The organism is Mobilisporobacter senegalensis, assembly GCF_003752155.1.
Lineage (GTDB): Bacteria > Bacillota > Clostridia > Lachnospirales > Lachnospiraceae > Mobilisporobacter > Mobilisporobacter senegalensis.
The window spans coordinates 145,915-167,015 of sequence record NZ_RJVG01000008.1 but is presented as its reverse complement, the minus strand read 5'-3'; the positions used below and the strand labels follow the sequence as shown (position 1 = coordinate 167,015).

The window sequence follows — 21,101 nt, the reverse complement described above, 5'->3', positions numbered from 1 at the left end:
CTATTTCCCTTATACAATGGAGTAAAAAATAGTTCAGGGAGAAGAATATATCATCTGCTTATATTCTTCTCCCTGAACTATTAAATTAAAAATAAATCTTTCTATCTTGATCTCAGACTCAAATGTATATACAATCATATCCACTTGAATCACATTAACAAAAATAATAAAGATAAACATTCGAGACTTTATTTTAAATATTCTTCATAACCAATCTCTTCAAGTCTCTTTGCTTTCTCAAGAACGGTTTCATTAAGGTTATCCTCATATTTCTTAATTCTTTCACGTAAGCTTAAGTCTGTCACCCCTAGAATTTTTGCCGCCAGAAGTCCGGCATTTAAAGCCCCATTAATCGCAACCGTTGCAACCGGAATTCCCGGCGGCATCTGACAGATTGAATAAAGAGAATCAATCCCCCCAAGAGCCTTGGTTTGAACCGGTACCCCGATTACTGGTAGAACTGTCATGGCTGCTGTCATTCCCGGAAGATGAGCAGCTCCGCCAGCTCCTGCTATAATTATATCAATGCCACGTTCTTCTGCAGTTTTTGCATATTCATATAGTCTGTCCGGAGTTCTGTGGGCAGATACAATTGTTAATTCATAGTTCACCCCCAGCTCATCCAATATCTTAGCTGCATTGCTCATTACCGGAAGATCTGAATCACTTCCCATAATTATTCCAACTTTACCCATTCTTATCCTGCCTTTCATTTATCAACTTCTTTGTTTATTCAAATTCTATGGAGAAAATACTCTAAAAAGAAATTCTTGAATAGGCATAACGTACTGCTTCCAATGCTTCCTGAGTGGTATATGCAGTTGCGGTAATATGGCCCATTTTTCTTCCAATAGCTACTTTCTCCTTACCGTAGATATGGATTTTTACATGCTCATTCTGATATGCTTCTTCCACACCTTTTACAACAGCATCTCCATTGGTTTTTCCAATTAGATTCTTCATTGCCGTAGGGCGAATTAAGCTGGTATCTCCAAGCGGCAATCCAAGGATTGCTCTGATATGATTCTCGTATTGAGAGGTATAGCAGCCTTCAATGGTATAATGTCCTGAATTGTGAGGTCTGGGCGCAATCTCATTTACCAGAACATGTCCATCTTTTGTTATAAATAGTTCAATACAAAACATTCCATAGCCGCTAAATGCTTCAATTGCTTTTTGGGCAACCTTCATAGCCTCATTTCTGGTTGATTCTTTAATACTGGCTGGTACTATAGTTTCATCTAAGATACTATTTACATGAATATTCTCTGCTACCGGAAATACTCTGATTTCGCCGCTGGTACTGCGACATACCAGTACAGATACTTCTTTCTCAAATGCAATAAATTCTTCAACCATCAAAGGTAATTTACCTCTGCCCAAAGCTTCAAATGCTTTTGTAACATCCTCTTTTGTTTTAATAACTGCATTTCCTTTACCATCATATCCTCCGGTGCAGGTTTTAAGAATCATCGGATACCCAAACCTCTCCCCTGCCTGTTCAATATCAGAAATATTCTTCACCTCTGCAAAATCAGGAATAGCAATTTCATGCTTTTGAAGCCAGATATTCTGTTCATATTTATTTTGAATATGAAGTAAAGTTTCACTTGATGGATATACCTTATGACCATTGGCCTCTAAAATTTGAAGTGCTTTTACATTGATATGTTCAAATTCAAAGGTAACTACATCAACTTTTTCTGCTAATTCCTTGATTGCTTCCAAATCATCAAATCCTGCAATGATATGTTCGTCAGCAATACTATCTGCAGGACAATTCTTGACTGGATCCAATATCACAAAATAAGGATCCAACCTTTTTCCATCAAGAATCATCATCTTACCAAGTTGTCCGCCACCTACGATACCTATCTTAGTCATATTGTCCCTCCTGCTGTTGCTTTCATTCTTTTCCTTTGTATTCCATCAATCAAGTATCTTATAATTTAGGCATTTTCAAATACTTCATTCAATCTCTCAGTTCCTGTTAACACAAATTTTCCATCTTTAATAATCACGGTTTTATCTCCATTATGATTATATACTGAGATTTCTCCAAGCTCATCATAAGGTATGGTAATATCTGTATGACAGTTAAAATATGCTTTTTCAATCTCTGTTTTTCTGAGAATGGAGCATTCATTATCCTTTGCTACGATTTCTTTTCCATCCGGGTTATAAATTTTATTTTCTTCACTCATTCGATAACAAGTATCTCCTACCGCAAAATGGGGACCTGTTTTTTCTGCAATAAGGATCGGTAATTTATCAGCAATATCATATTTTCTTGCCATAACATATGCCGTAGTATTGGTACCAATTGCAAATTCTCCAAGTGGCAGTGTATCCCGGTTATACATTAGATTTTCTTTTACAAAGTTCCTATTTGCTTCTTCATCCCCAAAATTACCGCAGGTATACTCTTTTATCTTGCCATCTTCAAAAGTTAAATATAATTCTTTATATTCCAGTTCATTTAAATATACTTTACTTACATGTAATATGCCATTGGTACCAGTTAACATTGGAGAAGTAAATACTTCCCCTACAGGTATGTTTACATCTGCAAGACAATTCTCAAAATTTGATTCCTTCTCTGGGTTCTGCAGTTCATGGAGCTTTACTTTAATATCTGTCATATTTTTACCACTTCCTAAAATATGAACGTATTCTCCCTGATCCAATGCGTCGATAATGGACTGCTGAATCTCTTTATACATTTGATAATCTAATGTATTAATCTTTACTGTTTCGTTAAAGATTTCTTCAAAGTACTCTCCAATTTCAGGAATTGGATATGCAATGATCGTAAAACTATATTCACTGCTCTTTATATAGTCTTCAATAATCAAGCTTGCATCTCTACGATAATTTACGGCTAATTTCTGTTGTTTATCCTCTAACTTTGCAGCCTCTGGTTTGTTAATTGGCGCAAATGGTCTCTCACCAAATGTCTCCATAACAGCCGGTCCTGCATATCCCTTAGCAAGTTCCTTATATTCATCATAAGCTTTACGCAAATAAACTAACTTTTGTTCTGTAAATGCTTTATCAAGGTAAATTGCATCATCAAATCTATGATCATAATCATACTGTTTATTTGGACTTGTTGAATAATAACCGATCTTATGATGTTGATTCTTATGAATACTGGCCACTGCTGCACGATATATGACTGGCTTTAAATTCAGCCTTTCAAATTCTTTAATAGCTACACGGACGATTCGTTCAAACCCCACCGAATATCGAATATTAACCGTCGTTTTTTTACTAAGATCGATCCTGGCAAGTTCAAATCCTTTCCTAAAACCCTCTACATAAGTTTTTGCCATTGCTTCAATTGCACTCTCGTCAAGATTATTAAGATAAGTCGCAATAGCAATTTCATTTTCCGTAATATATTCACCGAAGGAATAAAGATATCTTAAATCTGTTAAATCTTCATTCATAATAATATCTGTCGCAAAACTCAGCTCAGGATCAAGAGCTTCTCTTATACGATATTTTACAGTAATCTCACTATAATCACTTACAAAATAATAGATTGCAGATTTTACATCTTTGTAAGTATGTTCGTTTTCTTCTTCAAAATAATTATATATTTCAACAAACAATTCCAGATAGATGGTAATATCAAATAATCTGCTTTCATATGCATATGGAATCATTCCACGAATCTCAGCATATAAAAAAGACAATAATTTAGCATATTTCTCTCCTAATGTCTTCATCGAATATTCTGGATTAGCATAACTTACATTGTAATTTTCTAAAATAATATCTTCATAAAGGCTTTCATTTAAAACTTTTAGTTCATTCATTGATTTCTTGGCTAACTGGCTGCTTTCAACCATTTCTACAAGCTCTTTTATCTGTAGAATAAAGGAGGCCACTTTTTCAAAATAATCTTTGAAAGGTTCTTTTACACTATCCTCATTTATAATATCAGCAACACGGTTCATGGCAAGTTCATAACGTTCTTTTATCTCTTCGTTCTGTTCTTTAAACAATATTTTATAATCCATAACTAATTTAGTGAGCACATTTTAGAACCCACTAAGTTTCACTTCCTTTCATCTCTTCCAATTTTAAAATAAAAGATTTCCCATGATATCTAATCTGGTCAACCAATTATCTAATATTAAGAGTATACCATATTTTAACTGATTATTTTAGATGTATTATCTACTTTTTATTTTTCTTTCCAGTTCTTCTATTGTCATTATCTGGGCATATCTTCCATCCCATATCTTGTCATTATAAAATTCATATAGTTCTTGTCCTGTTAAAAATTGATTATCATATGTAGTATTCGTTTCTTTGGGAATAATTATTTCATAACCGTATTCAAATGCAACTTTGATTGATGTATCCATACAGTATTCTGTCTGCATTCCAGTTATAATAAGTCTTTTAATATTCTTTGATTCCAGATACTCTTTTAATTTTGTTTCTTTAAAAGCACTATTAAATTTTTTCTCGAATATTTTCTCATCGCCCATAGGCCTCAGGGTCTTATCAATCTGCCATCCTTTTGTACCATATTCCAGTTCATCATCAGCCCCGCCATCATGGCGGATATAGATAACTTCCAATGAATTATCTCTGCATAGAGTAATAATATGTTCTATATTCTTTAGGACACTATTAATATTATAAGGATTGTCTTGAACTAAAGCGTTTTGCATATCTATGACTAATAACGCTGTATCTTCCATATTCTCACCTCAAAAATGATAATCATAGTAATAAATAAAACATTATACCATAGCCACTAAATTCGAAAACACCTCATTAAATGGCTAGGTATATATTCTCACTAAGCTGGAAAATACCTCGCTAAGTGTTCATATTATACCATAAACGTGACATCTCTAAAAGTTAAAAACTTTAATTGTATTTATTAGAAAAATTCAATAAAAAGCTGTTCTGGTTATTAAGAAATCTTAACTTCCAGAACAGCCAATCAATAATATCTTATTAAATTATCAAGTAAAACTTAATCTGACGGTGTAAAATTCTGCAATCCGTAGCCATATGGGAATAGTGGATTTCCGTAGGTTGTCGGCACTGGTAGATCATTCGCAATATAGTTTCTTATTTCTTCACGTTCAGAAGCCGTAGCTCCAAGATCATACGGTAAATCCCATTGTTCAAGCATATTTGAGATACTATCCGTTCCTACTTGATTCACAGACCTTGGAAGCTGGAATGGTAACTTTCCTTTAGGCAGGTAATCTCCAAATATTAATTGTGATGTAGCCAGTCCTCCCCCATTTCCTGGCCTATAAGCCACTATTACAGCAGAGCACTTATCCAATATGTCTGTTAAAACATAAGGCCTTGGCATTACAATGACAGCTATCACTGGTATTCCACGTCTATTAAAATCATCTATCACTGCAACTTGATCATCAGGAAAAGTTAACCTTTTATCAGCCCATTCAGTACCATGAGTGTAGCTCTTTTCACCAATAACAACTACTGCTGCTTTTGCTGTACCAGCATTATTAAGTACAACGTTCACACCTGAACCTGCTCTATCCTTAATTCCTTGATAATAAGATTTTGCCTGGGTATTATCATGGTAAATTGATTGCCATATAACATTTGCAATATTATCAGTGGCGCGATCATCACTAGTAGCTCTTGGGCCTGCTACCACAAGAGTATCACCACTGTTAACCTTCAATGGAAGAATACCGTTATTTTTTAAAAGTGTGAGGGATTGACGTGCCGCTTCATTTACAATTTCCTGACTCTGAGGGCTATGCCATATAGTAGTCGGATAATCTGGATCCCCATATGGGTTCTCCAACATTCCCATTCTAATTTTTGTATTCAGTATTGCTCGTACAGCTTCATTAATTCTATCCCAACCAACGGAATTAATTAACGCATTGAAATCCGTTCCCGTAGATGGAGCTCCTCCCATTACATCACTACCTGCACTGATACATTTCACAGAAGTATTGGTATCTGCTGCCAGCCAATCAGTCATAATTACACCTTTAAATCCAATTACATTTCTTAAATAATCAAGAGTTGGCTTACTAGATCCTGCACCCTCTCCAGTAGGATCTAAGTATGGAGCTGAACTATATCCTGGCATAATAGAACTGCAATTTGCATCCATTGCTGCATACCAAGTCTTCATATGGTATTTAATCGTTGTACTATCATAAGTTAGTGCTCCTTCACCACCAGCGCCTTGGCTAGGCCAATGTTTCACCGTAATCAAGATTGATTTGGGATTTAACTCCGGACCTCCTTGCATTCCAGCAACCATTGCCCGCACCATTGCTGCTGCATAATCTGCATTTTCACCACACCCTTCTTGAAAGCGAGGGTAAAGTACCTTCGTATCAACTTCTGCTAAAGGGGAAAGAGTACCGGTAAATCCGAATGCCTTTTGTTCTCTGCGCTGAAGATCTCCACATTGATAAGTTAGACCAAGATTTCTAGTTGCTGCCAAACCAAGTTGAGTTGGAAAAACTGTCTTCCAACCATGAATTTTATCACCAGTAAAACTAACTGGGATACCAAGCCTGGATTGTCTTGCTACTTTTAATTGGGCATCTCTGATAAAGTTTTCAGTTCCATAGGAAAAAACATAGCCAGCCATTGTATTGAAGTTGGCAATGTCCTCGGCTGAGAAAAACATTTGATTTATTTTTTCTTCATTTGTCATTCTTGACATAAGATCATTGATACGTGTATCCACTGTATTATGCCAATCTTCATAAGGTTCAATTGTACCATTTTTGTTTAAATCACGGCAGCCATTTACAATATTGATACCATCATCTACTTGTTCTAAATATGGGAGATAAATACTGAATTGACCAATGTTGGATGGCATCTTATTTCCAGAGGCATCAACCGCCACAACATACCATTTGTATGTCCATCTATCCACTAATGATGGTGCAACACATTTGGTATCAGTTACTTCTGTAACCTTGGTATATCTGTCTAAAAGATTTCCTGATACAGTCCAATCATAATCTGTTTGAGTCTTATTAATCCATACTTCGTATTTTACCGCCCCTTCCTTTGATTCCCAAGTTAAGGCAGGTGTTCGTGTATCAGTTATCATCCTGCCGTTAATAGGCGAGAGCACTTTCAAAGATATAATATTATATTTTCCACTTGCTATTTCAGAGTTTCTCATCCCTGCTTTTATGGCAATAGCCTTTATTTCAGTTGATTTTGTCACAAGAATAGGCTCTGTATAAGTTGGAGAGGTTTCTGTAGGTATTGATCCATCTATGGTATATTTTATAGTTGCACCTGATTCACATTGAATACCCACTCTTTGTTGAGTTTTATAATCCCCAGGTTCCACTGTAAATGTAGGTTTTTCTAACTTAGGAGCTGTTGGAGCATACACCTCAAAGTCAAACAAAGAATATCCATATGGTGTATTTCTGATAGTACCATACATTCTTACATACCTTGCTGTAACACCATTAAAGGAGATATTCTCTACTCCTCCCTTACCATTTGACTGTTTATATACCTCTTTCCATTCATTAGCATCTGTAGAAACCTGTATTGCATATTCTTTTCCACTTGCTGTTTCCCAATTGAATTTTATCTGACCTACTAACCTGTTTTGCCCAAGGTCAACATAGATCCATTGAGGATCTGAGAAATCAGACTCCCAACGTGTTCCGCTATCGTTGTCAAAAGCAAGATTTGGATTCCCCGAAGATGCCCTTCCTGACTTATTCAATGCATAATTTTCAAATTCTGAACCAATGTTGTAGATTGCCGTTGCCACGGCTGAATCTGACAATCCTTCCTTCATTGCAATAGCTTTGATAGTGGTTGTTTTTGTCACATTGATTGCTCCTGTATATGTTTGGGATGCAACCGTTGGTATAGAGCCATCTGTGGTATATTTAATGGTTGCTCCTTCTGTGGTACAACTTATTGTAATATTTTGTGGTGTACTATAATTTCCACCATTCGGTGTAAATATTGGAGTTTCCACTGCTTGAGCATCTGTAACATCTACATTTATCACTGTATCTTTATGAACTGTAAAGGTTAACGGATTACTTTTTACCCCATTACCGCTGGCATCCCTAGTACGAAATTCTACCGTTTTCTTATCTACCATATAGTAGACACCTATTGTTACCGTATCACCAACGTTATATCTCATAGTTTGATTAATCGTAGTATTTTGTGATTTTAGTGTAGTTGCTCCATTTAAGTCCCCTGGGCTAAGGGACATCTCAAGATATTGAACATATGGTCCAGTAACCTGCACATCTACCTCTTTTTGAGTAGAATCTGGATTTAATAAGATTAACCGAAACCAGTTAATATTCCATCCATTGGTAGCCCCTCTTATGCGTAAGGTCTGAGTTCCAGAATTTAAGTGTACTGAAGCATTAATTGTATTCCAATTTTGCCATCCCCCTGTATTTGGGATTTCTACTTTTGTTAATTCTGTTGCGCCTTGCAAAAATTGAAGTTTAGTTGATGAATATGGGCTAGATACATTAAATTCAATGCTATAGGTTCCTGCCATTGGGATATTCACTATATAATCCATCCAGTCCCCTTCATCTATGTAACCAACATTTAGACCTCCATCTGAACATGCCTCTGTTTGTACATTACTCATATCCGAATAATCTTCTGCCTCTATCTTTATTGGATCAACCGTTTCTGCCTTTCCTGGCACGCAATAGAAAAATATGTTCATTATCATTGCAACTATTAATAGAATTGACATTATTCTACGTTTGCTTTTTATCATATTATTATCCTCCTTACTCTCTGATGAAACTTGTACCAATATGTAAAACATTGTATTCGCTAATAGTTATGTCCATCCTGGTGCTAAAATCTTATAATACTCACTTTTAATTATATAGCTTACATCACCGCCTCATTATATACTAGTTGCTGTTAATACATTCCCTTTCTATTTGATGCAAATGTTTTCTATTTTATTATGTTCTTACATATTTTGTCAATCAAGTGCGATTATTTTATTTACTTCTTCTTTTTTTAGCATAATTCTTTTTCAAGACAAAAGACCCATTCATATTTTTTTAAAATATGAATGGGTCTTCTAAATTCTTTATTAAATTAATTGATTAATTACCAGATACCCTGAGCTGTCATAGCTGTTGCTACTTTCTCAAAGCCTGCAATATTAGCACCTGTAACATAGTTGCCAGGAACATTATAACGATCAGCTGCATCTGAAAGATTATGGAAGATGTTAACCATGATCTGCTGTAATTTAGCATCAACTTCTTCAAATGTCCAGCTAAGTCTTTCGCTGTTCTGTGTCATTTCGAGAGCAGAAGTAGCGACACCACCAGCATTAGCAGCTTTACCTGGTGCAAATAATACACCATTCTTTTGTAAATATTCTGTTGCTTCCAGAGTTGTTGGCATATTAGCTCCTTCCGCAACTGCGAAACACCCATTTGCCACTAATTGTTTTGCATCATCAAGATCTAATTCATTTTGTGTTGCACATGGAAGTGCAATATCACATTTTACGCTCCATACGCCTTTACCTTCTGTGTATTTTGCATTTGGTCTATAATTTAAGTAATCTTTAATTCTACCGCGTTTTACTTCTTTGATTTCTTTCACTGCAGCTACATCAATTCCTTCCGGATCATATATCCAACCATTAGAATCGCTTAATGTCACAACCTTAGCACCAAGTTGATGTGCTTTTTGAGTTGCATAGATTGCTACATTACCAGAGCCGGAAATTGCTACCACTTTACCTTTAATGTCATTGTTATTACATTTTAACATTTCTTCAGTAAGATATAATAAACCATAACCAGTTGCTTCCGTTCTTGCTAAAGAACCACCATATGTTAATCCTTTTCCTGTAAGTACACCTTCATATAGACCGGTAATCTTCTTGTATTGGCCATACATATAACCGATTTCTCTTCCACCAACACCTATATCACCGGCTGGAACATCAACATCTGCACCAATGTATTTATAAAGTTCTGTAATAAAGCTTTGACAGAATGCCATAACTTCTCGATCAGATTTACCCTTAGGATCAAAATCAGAACCACCTTTACCACCACCGATTGGTAATCCGGTAAGTGAATTCTTAAAGATTTGTTCAAATCCTAAAAATTTAATAATACCAGTATATACTGATGGATGGAAACGTAAGCCACCTTTGTATGGTCCAATTGCATTATTAAATTGTACCCTGTATCCTATGTTTACCTGAACATTACCTTTGTCATCAACCCAAGGTACTTTAAATTTAAATAATCTGTCTGGCTCCACTAATCTTTCAAGTAAAGCTTCTCTTCTATAAGTTTCTTCATTGGCATCAATAACAGGTCTTAAAGATTCTAGTACTTCTTTTACTGCTTGGATGAATTCAGGTTCACTTGAATTCTTTTTCACGACTAAATCAATTACTTCATCAACATATCCCATAATTAATCTCCTTATCTTGTATTTTCGCATTAATCAACTTTTGGTGGAATTTGCGTAATTCCAGCCAAGAAAAGGTGTATTATTCATGTAAATGTATAAAACATATAAAAAAGCATCATTTTTTTGCATAAAAAACACACAAAAATGACGCCTTTGCCTTTTCAAATTTATTATAATACAAAATAATAAAAATGCAAGAAAAATTTAATATTTTAACGTATTAACATGTCAAAACTTTATTTTGTTTATTAATCTATTCTATCCACAAGGGGAACCGAAATGTATAATGGTAAATCCCTCTTTGTGAAAATATGAATCCCCATAAGAATTTACACCTCTTTAATAACTATTTTTAGATTTATCTTGACAAACATCCTTTTCTCCATATACAATAAGAACACTTAATTGAATGAATTTCAAATAATCATTTAATTTATAAAAACATAACACAATATTATGTTTTGAAATAAAAGGGAGTAGCTTACATCTAAACAGATGTAATACAAAATCGTCAATACGAAGATTCTTAAATATATTTATAGAATATCCGGTTTGTATTTAATGAAGCGAGACTTTTATTGCAACTAATTTATTGCAATAAAGGCACTCGCTTTTTTTGCGTGTTTATTTATGAAATGTGATAGTGCATATCAGTTATCCTCTGAATATTTCTCTCACTTTTTACAAACAATTGCATAAAAGCTTTCCTTTATTGCCAGGCATAGGAGGAACATATGAACCATACTTATACTAAATCAAAAGAAATCTTACTAAAGGAACTGGAAACGAACATTCAAGGTCTTAACGAGACAGATGTGAAAGAACGATTAAGCAAATATGGCTTAAATGAATTAATTGAAGGAAAACGAAAGAGTCCTTTTTTAGTATTTCTAGATCAATTTAAAGATTTCCTTGTTATTATTCTTATACTTGCAGCAACCATCTCTGCATTCCTGGGGGATCTTGAGAGCACTCTCGTCATTGCCCTTGTTATAATCCTGAATGCTGTCTTAGGCACTGTGCAGCATATAAAAGCGGAAAATTCCCTTAATAGTTTAAAAGATTTATCTTCTCCCACAGCTAAAGTAATACGGGATGGAACTATGAAAGAACTCCCATCTAAAGAAGTAACCGTTGGAGATATGGTGATACTGGATGCCGGAGATTTTGTTTGTGCTGATGGAAGAATTATAGAAAATGCAAGTTTACAGGTGAATGAAAGTGCATTAACAGGAGAAAGTGTCAGTTCAGAAAAAGAAGATATCACTCTTTTAGAAGAAGTTGGAGTGGGTGACCGCAAAAACATGGTATTCGCAGGATGCTTTGTTACCTACGGCCGTGGTAGTTTCGTTGTAACTGAAATAGGTATGAATACTGAAATAGGAAAAGTAGCTGCATTATTAAAAAATACCTCTGAGAAAAAAACACCACTTCAAGTGAATTTAGATCAATTTGGCAAAAAACTTTCTGTTATCATTCTTATTATTTGTACTTTATTATTCGGTATAAACATTTTTCGTGGAGATGCAATCGTAGATTCCTTCATGTTTGCTGTTGCGTTAGCTGTTGCTGCAATTCCAGAAGCGCTAAGTTCTATCGTAACAATTGTACTTTCTTTTGGAACAAGAAAAATGGCAAATGAAAATGCAATTATACGTAAATTACACGCAGTTGAAGGCCTTGGAAGTGTATCTATTGTATGTTCCGATAAAACCGGAACGCTGACACAGAACAAAATGACTGTAAAAAAATACTGTGTTAATCATGAAATAATAGAACCGGAACAATTTAATACAAATCATCCGCTTCAACTAAGATTACTCAAATTCAGTTTATTATGTAGTGACGCAATGAATAAAACAGAGGATGGGCAGGAAAAACGTGAAATCGGTGATCCCACAGAACTCGCACTCCTTAACTTTGCAGATAAATATGGTTATCATGCCATAGACGTTCGAAAAGAATATCCAAGATTAGCAGAAGTTCCATTTGATTCTGATAGAAAGTTAATGTCTACAGTACACAAAATAGATGGAAGATTTTACATTATAACAAAAGGTGCCGTAGATGTATTAAGTAAGCGTATAACAACAATTGCAACAAATTCCGGTACTGCACTAATTACAGCAGAAGATTTATCAGACATCGAAAGCCAGAATATGATTTTTTCCAAAGAAGGTCTTAGGGTCTTAGCTTTCGCTTACAAAGAAATCACTTCCTATTCTGACATTAGTGAAGAAAGTGAATATGACTTTACCTATCTTGGCCTTATTGCAATGATGGATCCTCCAAGAGAAGAATCCAGACAGGCCGTTTCTGATTGTATAAAAGCTGGGATCCGACCAATTATGATAACAGGGGATCACAAAATAACTGCTGCTGCAATTGCCAAACAAATCGGTATTCTATCTGATGATGAAGAAGCAGTGGATGGCACTGCGTTAGATAACTTATCTGATATTGAATTACGAGATTATGTAGAAAAAATATCTGTATATGCCAGAGTGTCACCAGAGCACAAAATTAGAATTGTACGGGCATGGCAGGAAAAAGGAAACATTGTTGCAATGACAGGTGATGGTGTAAATGACGCTCCTGCCTTAAAACAGGCGGATATTGGTGTCGCTATGGGTATAACCGGCAGCGAAGTAGCCAAAGATGCTGCTTCCATGATTTTAACAGATGATAATTTTGCTACTATAATAAAAGCGATTGAAAACGGAAGAAACATATATACGAATATAAAAAATGCTATTAAATTTTTATTATCAGGTAATACTGCTGCAATCTTAACCGTATTATATGCTTCTTTCCTGGCTTTACCTGTACCATTTGTACCGGTCCATTTACTATTTATAAATTTACTCACGGATAGTATGCCTGCCATAGCCCTTGGGTTAGAAGCACATAATCCTGATGTAATGACAGACAAACCCAGATCTAAGAATGAATCTATCTTAACAAAAGATTTTCTTTTTGATATTTTATTAGAGGGGGCTATCATTTGTACTACTACACTGATTGCATATCATATAGGTCTTTCACAGGGCAGCGTAACACTTGGAAGTACCATGGCTTTTGGTACAATGTGTCTGGGCAGATTAGTGCATGGCTTTAACTCCAAGACAAAAGAACCTATCCTTTTCACAAAACGTTTCTTTAATAACAAATACCTGTGCGGTGCATTCTTAATAGGCTTCTTATTACTAAATACAGTTTTATTATTACCAATACTACAACCAATTTTTGAGGTAACAACATTAACAAAAGGATTATTATTCATAGTATACGGATTATCTTTATGTAATTTAATTATCATTCAAACGGTAAAGTATATTCGATTAAAATTATCATAATCCATTAATAGTTTCCCTTATGACCTAAGAATAGCTGTTATACCAGTAAAAGATTGAGTATAAATTAGATAATTGTATAAAATAAGTATAATAATCAGCCTTGCCACATCACATAGAAAAGCTGGGGTAAACTAAATAGTAATTTCAAATGTTTTTCGTTCAGATACATTGTACGACCTGATTTGTACGTGAATAGGAGATATTTTTTTGTCTCATAGTCACGCACAAATCAGGTTGGACTGTGGAGCTGACGAAAAACATGAAATACTATTTGGTCTAACCCCAGCTTTCAACAAATTAAAAAGGCAAGGCGTCATAATTGAGCCTTACCTTAATTTCTACTTAATATGAGCAACACTATAAGCCGAGTTCTGTATTAGATGATCATCTATCTGGTCCTAATGTTGCCATTAGGCTCTAGCGACCTACCCTAAAGCACGACGGGCAGCCGTATCGCTTTAAATTCGGTCTTGCTTCGGAGTGGGGTTTACATATGCCCTTCTTGTTACCAAGAAGGCGGTGGGCTCTTACTCCACCATTCCACCCTTACCAGTATAACTGGCGGTATATTTCTATTGCACTAGCCTTGGAGTCGCCTCCACCGGACGTTATCCGGCACCCTGCCCTATGAAGCTCGGACTTTCCTCACCTATGACCTTTCGGTACTTATAGGCGCGACCATCTGTGCTACTCACATCGGATATTCTAACATCTTTTTTTATACTTGTAAACGGTTTTTCACTGGAAGTTAACTCAAACCTTAAAACTAAATGACAATTTAAATATCAAACTTTAAAGCAGCTTCCACCAACAAATTCTCTTAGAATTGAATTTTTAGGGATTTCTTCACTGCTTACCCCAATGAAATAATCTAAAAATTTTAAAATCCGTTTTGCTTCTATATATTCTGGGGCTTCCCTATCAATTCCAAAAAGTGCCGGTTCAATATATTGTTTTAAAATAGCCAGTTCATAAATAAGTGCAGAGTTAAACATTACATCTGCATCTTCCTGAAAAGGAAAGATATTTTGTTCTTCTCCTCTTCGAACAGACGGCCACATAGCTATAGTTTCTTTTGCTGAAGTTCCTCTGGTTCTGGCATCTCTTACAATTCTTCGAATCAGTCTGCCATCCGTGGAAGGAATGCGGTTATGTTCATCAATATTAATTTGGGTAAGGGCACTAATATAAATTTTAAATTTGCTTTCTCTTGGCAGTGAATAAGATAATTCATCATTTAACCCATGAATCCCTTCAATTACAAGGATGTCATCATCCCCCAAAGTCATATAATTTCCTTTGTATTCTCTTTTTCCTGTTTTAAAATTATAATATGGGATATCAACTGTCTTTTTATTTAATAAATCTGTCATATCCTTATTAAAGCCTGCTAAATCAATAGCATGAAGAGATTCATAATTAGGGCTGCCATTTTCATCTAATGGGGTCTGATCCCTATTCACAAAATAATTATCTACTGCAATGGGATGAGGTTTCAACCCAAGGGTTTTTAATTGGATAGACAACCTATGAGAGAATGTGGTCTTACCCGAGGAGGACGGACCTGCGATCATAATAAATTTTTTATTACCTGCATTTTTAATTTGAGAAGCAATATCAGCGATCATCTTCTCGTGAAAAGCTTCCTGAACCAGGATCAGATCACTGATTTCCCCTCTGGCAATCACATCATTGAGTGCTCCAACCGTTTCAATTTCCATCAGTTTTCCCCAATTATTTGATTGTTTTAATGTTTGAAATAATTTAGCCTGTGGTTTAAATTCTCCCAATTCATTTGGTTTCTTTTTTGTAGGCAATAATAGAATGAATCCATCTCCATATAAAAATAAATCATAGTGTTTTAGCATTCCCGTACTGGGTGGCATATAACCATAGAAATAGTCTTGGAATTTGCCTAAAGTATATATATTTGCCTTAGATACACGCCTGTATTTAAATAACTTTTGTTTATCGTACATTCCATAATTTTCGAATAATTTAATTGCATCATTGGTGCCTATACTTTTCTTTAGGAATGGTAAATCATTATCAATCAATTCATCCATTCTGTCTTTCACTTTTTGAATGACTTCTTCCGTAAGTGGAACTTTCCCTTTATAGTCGCAGTATAATCCAGGTCCTAAAGAATATTCTACTAATATATTACTGATATTTTCTCTTCCCAAGACATCATAAAAAGCCTTTAACATAACTAAAGTCATACCACGTACATAAGTTTTATGCCCGGCATCATCTGAAGTTGTCATAAAACTTATCTCACAATCAAAATCTACTGATTTAAACAGTTCCCTTAACCTATGATTTTGCACTGCTAAAATAATATCATCTGCATGATCATCTTGATATTCTTTACTAATCTCCAGAAAAGTAATTCCTTTTTTATATTCTTTTTTAACTCCATTAATCACTACTTTTACGTTTTCTTCCATTCAGGCCTCCTTATAAATATCTCTATCCATATAGAATATCCAAAGCTTAACATTCTATAATCTATCTGATAATATCAATTTCTAACAAATTGAAAATGGGCTTTTTTCATAAGCAGATAATATCTTAACAGTTTCCCTGGTAAAATGACTGGCTATATAGTCACTTAAATATTGATTCATATACTGTGTCATGATGTGTTCTGTTCCAAAATGCCCTGCATCTATAATACACAATCCTTGTTCTGCTGCATCTATTGCACTATGATGATCAATATCTCCTGCAATCAAAACATCCACCTTATTCATTAATGCCGGTTTTATTAAACTTTTCCCTGCTCCTGGACTAATTGCAACCCTTGATACTTCTTTCTGCTTCTCTCCCACAATGCGTACATACTCTGTGTGGAACTTCTCTTTCACAAAAAGGGCACATTGTTCCAACGTCATAGTTTCTTCTAGGGTTCCTATACGTCCTATACCAAATTCCATATCTTGTTCTTCTAATTCAAGGATTTTTAAATTTGATAATTTTAATCTCTCTGCTGCTTCCTCTGCCATAGCTGTTGCATCAAAATTCGTATGCATTGCATAATATGCCATATCACTTCGGATTAAATCAATGATTCTCCTACCAATAAAGTTATCATAAGTAATTCGCTTCATTGGTGAGTAAATCAAAGGGTGATGAGTAATCAACATATCCACATCCCCATCGATCCCTTGTTTAATTACATCCTGTGTAGGATCAAGTGCTATCATAATGGTCTTGATATCTTTCTCCTTATCACCAACTAATAGGCCCACATTATCCCAATCTTTGGCTAGTTTCGGAGGTGCCAGTTCTTCTATGATTCTAATGATATCTTTACATTTCATAATATTCTAAACCTTCTTTAATATATTCTATATCTTTTATAATTTCATCAATTCTTTCTTTTGCCTTAAGGGAATCACTATTATTAAGTTCTTTTATCAATTCATTATCCACTTTAAGACCTTCTTGCAAAAATTGTTTTAATATGAGATTCCGTTTTTCTAAAAGAACCTTACCAAAGCGGTAGTGTATCTCCTTCTCATATGCATCTTGGCTCAAACCACTTGCTTTTCTTGCCTTTATTACTGTATAGTATTTATTCTCATCAATAAGCATATCTTCATCCACAATTTGGAATCCAATCCCTTCCAGAAGTCTTCGAACTAAAAAGATTTCAGATTGGGGCTGGAGGATTAATTCCTGACAGGAATCAACCACTTTTTTACTATCCGTTAATATTTTAACCATTAATGCCCCGCCCATTCCTGCTATAAGTAAGGTATCCACTTCATCCGGCTGGATCTGCTTTGCTCCATCCGATAATCTTGTCTCAATTAATTCTTCCAGACCATAATGAACAATATTCTCTCTGGCTTTCTTTAAAGGCCCCTTATTCACATCTAAGGCAATTACTCTGGATGCAATCTTATTCTCCACTAAATATATAGACACATAAGCATGATCACAACCAATATCAGCCACCCTGTTCCCCTTACTCACCATGTCTGCTACTACTTTTAAACGATAGGATAACTGCATAATAAATCTCCATTCTTATAAAGTGAAACTTAATTCAGATTCGGTTCTAACCACATCTGATTTTCGTTGAATTTATCCAGGAACATGACAGCTGTTATCTCTCAATTTAAAAATCGGAGCGTTACAGCTACCTGTCATTAGATAAATCATATATAAATTTTTCAAACTCATCCACAGGCATAGGTCTGGCAAAATAATATCCCTGGGCCAAGTCACATCCAATAGAAGCCAGATATTCTGCCTGTTCTTTTGTTTCAACGCCTTCTGATAGTACAACCATACCTAACTCTTTAGACATTTTAATTACATTGGCAAGAACTATACTCTCTTTTGTTGATATCTTATCCTGATCAAAGAAATCTTTATCTAATTTTAAAACATCCATCTTTAAATGCCTTAATAAATTAAGAGAGGAATAACCAGATCCAAAATCGTCAATTGATAAATGAAATCCAATTTTCTTAAGATTATTAAGAACTTCAATTAGCGGTGCCTTATCACTTAGGAAGATACCCTCTGTAATCTCTAATTCTACCATTTCTGGTGGAATATTATATCGATTTATAAGGTTTTTCATTTTTGTCACGAATTCTTTTTCACTAATATGAGCTCTGGAAATATTTACTGAGATTGGAATCATCTTATGACCTTGCCTTGCCCATTCACGCATTTTTGCAAATACACTTTCATAAACATAAAAATCAACTTGATTAATAAACCCGTTCTTTTCAAAAATAGGTATAAATTCATTTGGCGGGATCACATTATCTTCACTGATTTTCCAACGTACTAAAGCCTCAGCTCCTACAATTTTATTCGTTCTAAGATCGATTTTGGGTTGGAAATAAACCACAAATTCCTTATTGTTCAGAGCTGCGACCATCCTGCTTTCTACCTGCTTTTCCTGCATCACTTTCCTATGAATCTTATCATCATAATTTGCAAGAATACTTCGGTGGGAACCTTTAATTGATTTTCTAGCAATATTGGCTTTATCAATCGCAGCAGCAATTTCATGGTCTTCATGATCTATAATATACATTCCCCCTGCAATAACTACATGTAAGTCACTATATCTCGCCTGTAAATAATTAATTGCATTATTAAAAATTCGATTTGCTCTGGATAATACATTATTATAACTATCATATTCTAACATCATAATAAATTTATCCGCATAGGAACGACAGAATAATTCCCCTGGCCTTAATCTTGATGATATGATATCAACAAGAGTGATCAACATACGATTCCCCTCCTGATATCCTAATGTGCTGTTAATATTCTTAAATTTATCAATATCAATGGTCAATAAAGCATATTTTGTTTTCTCAGATAATAATTGATTTGCCTCTTTTTCAAATCTTGATAAAGAAGGAAGCCCGGTTAAATCATCCTTTCCTTGAATTGTCTCAATGATATCTGTCACTTCTGCTGCACAAATCAAAATACCTTCTTGTCCACCTATTTTAATTTTTGTTGCAGTAGACTTTAATCTAAGATTCTTCTTTCGATTATAAAAATCAACTGCATTTCTCTCTTTGCCATTTGACAATCCTAAAATTGGGCAGTTTTCGCAGGGTTTACCTTCATCAGTAAATATTTCATAACAGATATCTCCCTTCCTGGCATTGGGATATATTTCTGTTGTGCTTTCATTTACTGTCATTAATTCAAAGGTATTAGGTTGTACTACATAAGAAAGAAGATTCTGATTTTTGGATATCTCTTTCAATACTATTTTATTTTCATTTAATTGTTCTTTTTTATGAAAACCAATTACAAAAGAGCCAATGATTCTAGATATAGTGATTAAATTATCAAGTTCTTTTTTCTTCCATGTATGTATCTTTTCACATATTTCACATCCAACAATTCCTCTGAATTGTCCTTCTTCCAAAATAGAGCAATGAAGCACAGATTTCACTTTTTTCTTTGACAAATACTCATATGTGGGTTCTGACTGATATTTTATATTGGATATATCATTACTATAGAATACACCATCTTCATTAAATAACTCTTCATACCCTTCAAATTCATATGGATAGATAGGTTCACTTATCACCTTCGAACTTAATATATTCTCTAAGGACCATTCATAAGTATATTCAAGACAATTACCTTCCGACAGTTCTGCCACATAAATACGGCTTAATTTATACTCCTGTCCTATCATTGACAGTACCAAACGCATTGTACCCTTAAAATCTTCCGAAAAATATAATAAATTAAAAAAAGGAATTGCGGATTCGTTCATATTATGAACTTCTGTTACAATATGCTCATCTCTTGTTTCATAATTATTAAACAGTTTTTTACTATTCAATATACTGATATTGGTTTCTCTTTCATCAAATATTTGATAACAGGCTTTCCCACTGTTCTTCGCCTGATATAGTGCGATATCAGCCCGTTTAAACAATTCCTTATAGTTGGTTCCATGTTTTGGTGCTAAAGCAATACCAATGCTGCATGAAGTCACTAATTTCTTATCCCTGTCCGTGTATATTCTATCAAAAATTCTTTGTATCTCTTCCGTTTTTTGAATTATTGTTTCACTATAGCATTTCCCGCTAATATAAACAACAAATTCATCTCCTCCAACACGACCAATTACATCTGTGCTGCGAAATACTTTACGGAGTTGAGAAGAAACATCCCTTAATACAGAGTCTCCAAATAAATGTCCCAAATTGTCATTAATCCCCTTGAAATTATCAAAATCAATTAATAATAAGATACCTTGATAATCTAAACCCTCAATTTTCAAAAACTTATTTACAAGTCGTTCTGTGGTTTCTTTATTATAAAGGGTTGTTAATGGATCTCTTTCAGATCGTTCTTTTAATTTTTCTTTTTCTTTTTTTTGTACATCTATATTAGATATTTTGCCAATTACTTTTAATGGATTATTATGTTCATCAAATAAAGTATGGCCTTTTATTTGTAACCATTGATATGCATTGTTATCATCTATAAATCTTATATCAAGTTTCAGTCTGTCTACACCCATATCTAACTCATTACAAAATTCATAGAAACGATCCAGATCTTCTTCATGAATCATTGAAAGCAATTTTTCATTATATCTAAAATTCCTTATAACATCAAAATCCTTTAGTATCTCTCCATAGCTGTCAAATTTATATAATGTTTTTGATGTAATATGATATTCAAAAAGAACACATTCTGATAGCATTGCTGCTATCTTATACCGTTCACTTTCCAATTCAAAATTATCTATCATAGAACCTCTCC

General features: G+C 34.4%; 11 protein-coding genes and 1 other RNA gene. 1 reads left to right on the top strand and 11 read right to left on the bottom strand.

The features are described 5' to 3' along the window. Positions 1-188 precede the first annotated feature (188 nt). The 6 genes from purE to gdhA form a co-directional block, all read right to left on the bottom strand. Positions 189-695, bottom strand: a complete 507-nt coding sequence (gene purE, locus EDD66_RS13585; RefSeq protein WP_123610161.1) for a 5-(carboxyamino)imidazole ribonucleotide mutase — start codon at positions 693-695, stop codon at positions 189-191. Between the two features lie 61 nt (positions 696-756). After that, the gene (locus EDD66_RS13580) at positions 757-1,884 is read right to left on the bottom strand and encodes a 5-(carboxyamino)imidazole ribonucleotide synthase (RefSeq protein ID WP_123610131.1); all 1,128 of its coding nucleotides are present in this window, start codon (positions 1,882-1,884) and stop codon (positions 757-759) included. 65 nt (positions 1,885-1,949) lie between these two features. Further along, positions 1,950-4,028 (bottom strand): aminopeptidase, encoded by a 2,079-nt coding sequence (locus EDD66_RS13575; protein WP_123610160.1) that lies wholly within the window; start codon positions 4,026-4,028, stop codon positions 1,950-1,952. Between the two features lie 156 nt (positions 4,029-4,184). Beyond that, positions 4,185-4,721 carry a cysteine hydrolase family protein gene (locus tag EDD66_RS13570; RefSeq protein WP_123610130.1) on the bottom strand — a complete coding sequence of 179 codons (537 nt, stop codon included), beginning with the start codon at positions 4,719-4,721 and terminating at the stop codon, positions 4,185-4,187. Positions 4,722-5,002: 281 nt separating this feature from the next. Beyond that, positions 5,003-8,779: a chitobiase/beta-hexosaminidase C-terminal domain-containing protein gene (locus EDD66_RS13565; protein WP_170164357.1), complete on the bottom strand. Its 3,777-nt coding sequence runs from the start codon at positions 8,777-8,779 to the stop codon at positions 5,003-5,005. A 347-nt stretch (positions 8,780-9,126) separates the two neighbouring features. Then, complete coding sequence (gene gdhA / locus EDD66_RS13560; protein WP_123610128.1) at positions 9,127-10,461, bottom strand: NADP-specific glutamate dehydrogenase; 1,335 nt, start codon at positions 10,459-10,461, stop codon at positions 9,127-9,129. Between the two features lie 734 nt (positions 10,462-11,195). Here gdhA and EDD66_RS13555 point away from each other — a divergent pair. Next, a complete protein-coding gene (locus EDD66_RS13555) occupies positions 11,196-13,817 on the top strand; it encodes a cation-translocating P-type ATPase (RefSeq protein ID WP_123610127.1) in 2,622 nt (873 codons plus the stop codon). Positions 13,818-14,161: 344 nt separating this feature from the next. Here the strand turns inward: EDD66_RS13555 and rnpB are convergent. From rnpB to EDD66_RS13530, 5 genes are all read right to left on the bottom strand, one after another. After that, positions 14,162-14,511, bottom strand: an RNA gene (rnpB, locus tag EDD66_RS13550) — RNase P RNA component class A. Between the two features lie 91 nt (positions 14,512-14,602). Next, positions 14,603-16,267: a nucleoside kinase gene (locus EDD66_RS13545; protein WP_123610126.1), complete on the bottom strand. Its 1,665-nt coding sequence runs from the start codon at positions 16,265-16,267 to the stop codon at positions 14,603-14,605. Positions 16,268-16,348: 81 nt separating this feature from the next. Next, positions 16,349-17,143: a Nif3-like dinuclear metal center hexameric protein gene (locus EDD66_RS13540; RefSeq protein ID WP_123610125.1), complete on the bottom strand. Its 795-nt coding sequence runs from the start codon at positions 17,141-17,143 to the stop codon at positions 16,349-16,351. Continuing rightward, positions 17,133-17,840 carry a tRNA (adenine(22)-N(1))-methyltransferase gene (locus EDD66_RS13535; RefSeq protein ID WP_123610124.1) on the bottom strand — a complete coding sequence of 236 codons (708 nt, stop codon included), beginning with the start codon at positions 17,838-17,840 and terminating at the stop codon, positions 17,133-17,135. The genes EDD66_RS13540 and EDD66_RS13535 overlap by 11 nt, the downstream gene beginning before the upstream one ends. Before the next feature lie 127 nt (positions 17,841-17,967). Beyond that, positions 17,968-21,090 carry an EAL domain-containing protein gene (locus EDD66_RS13530; protein WP_170164356.1) on the bottom strand — a complete coding sequence of 1,041 codons (3,123 nt, stop codon included), beginning with the start codon at positions 21,088-21,090 and terminating at the stop codon, positions 17,968-17,970. Positions 21,091-21,101: the final 11 nt, after the last annotated feature.

Excerpts from the sequence above, each read along its gene's own strand:
- EDD66_RS13530 (WP_170164356.1), bottom strand. The coding sequence starts at position 21,090 with ATGATAGATAATTTTGAATTGGAAAGTGAACGGTATAAGATAGCAGCA.
- EDD66_RS13545 (WP_123610126.1), bottom strand. The coding sequence starts at position 16,267 with ATGGAAGAAAACGTAAAAGTAGTGATTAATGGAGTTAAAAAAGAATAT.
- EDD66_RS13555 (WP_123610127.1), top strand. The coding sequence starts at position 11,196 with ATGAACCATACTTATACTAAATCAAAAGAAATCTTACTAAAGGAACTG.
- EDD66_RS13580 (WP_123610131.1), bottom strand. The coding sequence starts at position 1,884 with ATGACTAAGATAGGTATCGTAGGTGGCGGACAACTTGGTAAGATGATG.
- EDD66_RS13575 (WP_123610160.1), bottom strand. The coding sequence starts at position 4,028 with ATGGATTATAAAATATTGTTTAAAGAACAGAACGAAGAGATAAAAGAA.
- EDD66_RS13565 (WP_170164357.1), bottom strand. The coding sequence starts at position 8,779 with ATGATAAAAAGCAAACGTAGAATAATGTCAATTCTATTAATAGTTGCA.
- gdhA (WP_123610128.1), bottom strand. The coding sequence starts at position 10,461 with ATGGGATATGTTGATGAAGTAATTGATTTAGTCGTGAAAAAGAATTCA.
- EDD66_RS13535 (WP_123610124.1), bottom strand. The coding sequence starts at position 17,840 with ATGCAGTTATCCTATCGTTTAAAAGTAGTAGCAGACATGGTGAGTAAG.
- EDD66_RS13570 (WP_123610130.1), bottom strand. The coding sequence starts at position 4,721 with ATGGAAGATACAGCGTTATTAGTCATAGATATGCAAAACGCTTTAGTT.
- EDD66_RS13540 (WP_123610125.1), bottom strand. The coding sequence starts at position 17,143 with ATGAAATGTAAAGATATCATTAGAATCATAGAAGAACTGGCACCTCCG.
- purE (WP_123610161.1), bottom strand. The coding sequence starts at position 695 with ATGGGTAAAGTTGGAATAATTATGGGAAGTGATTCAGATCTTCCGGTA.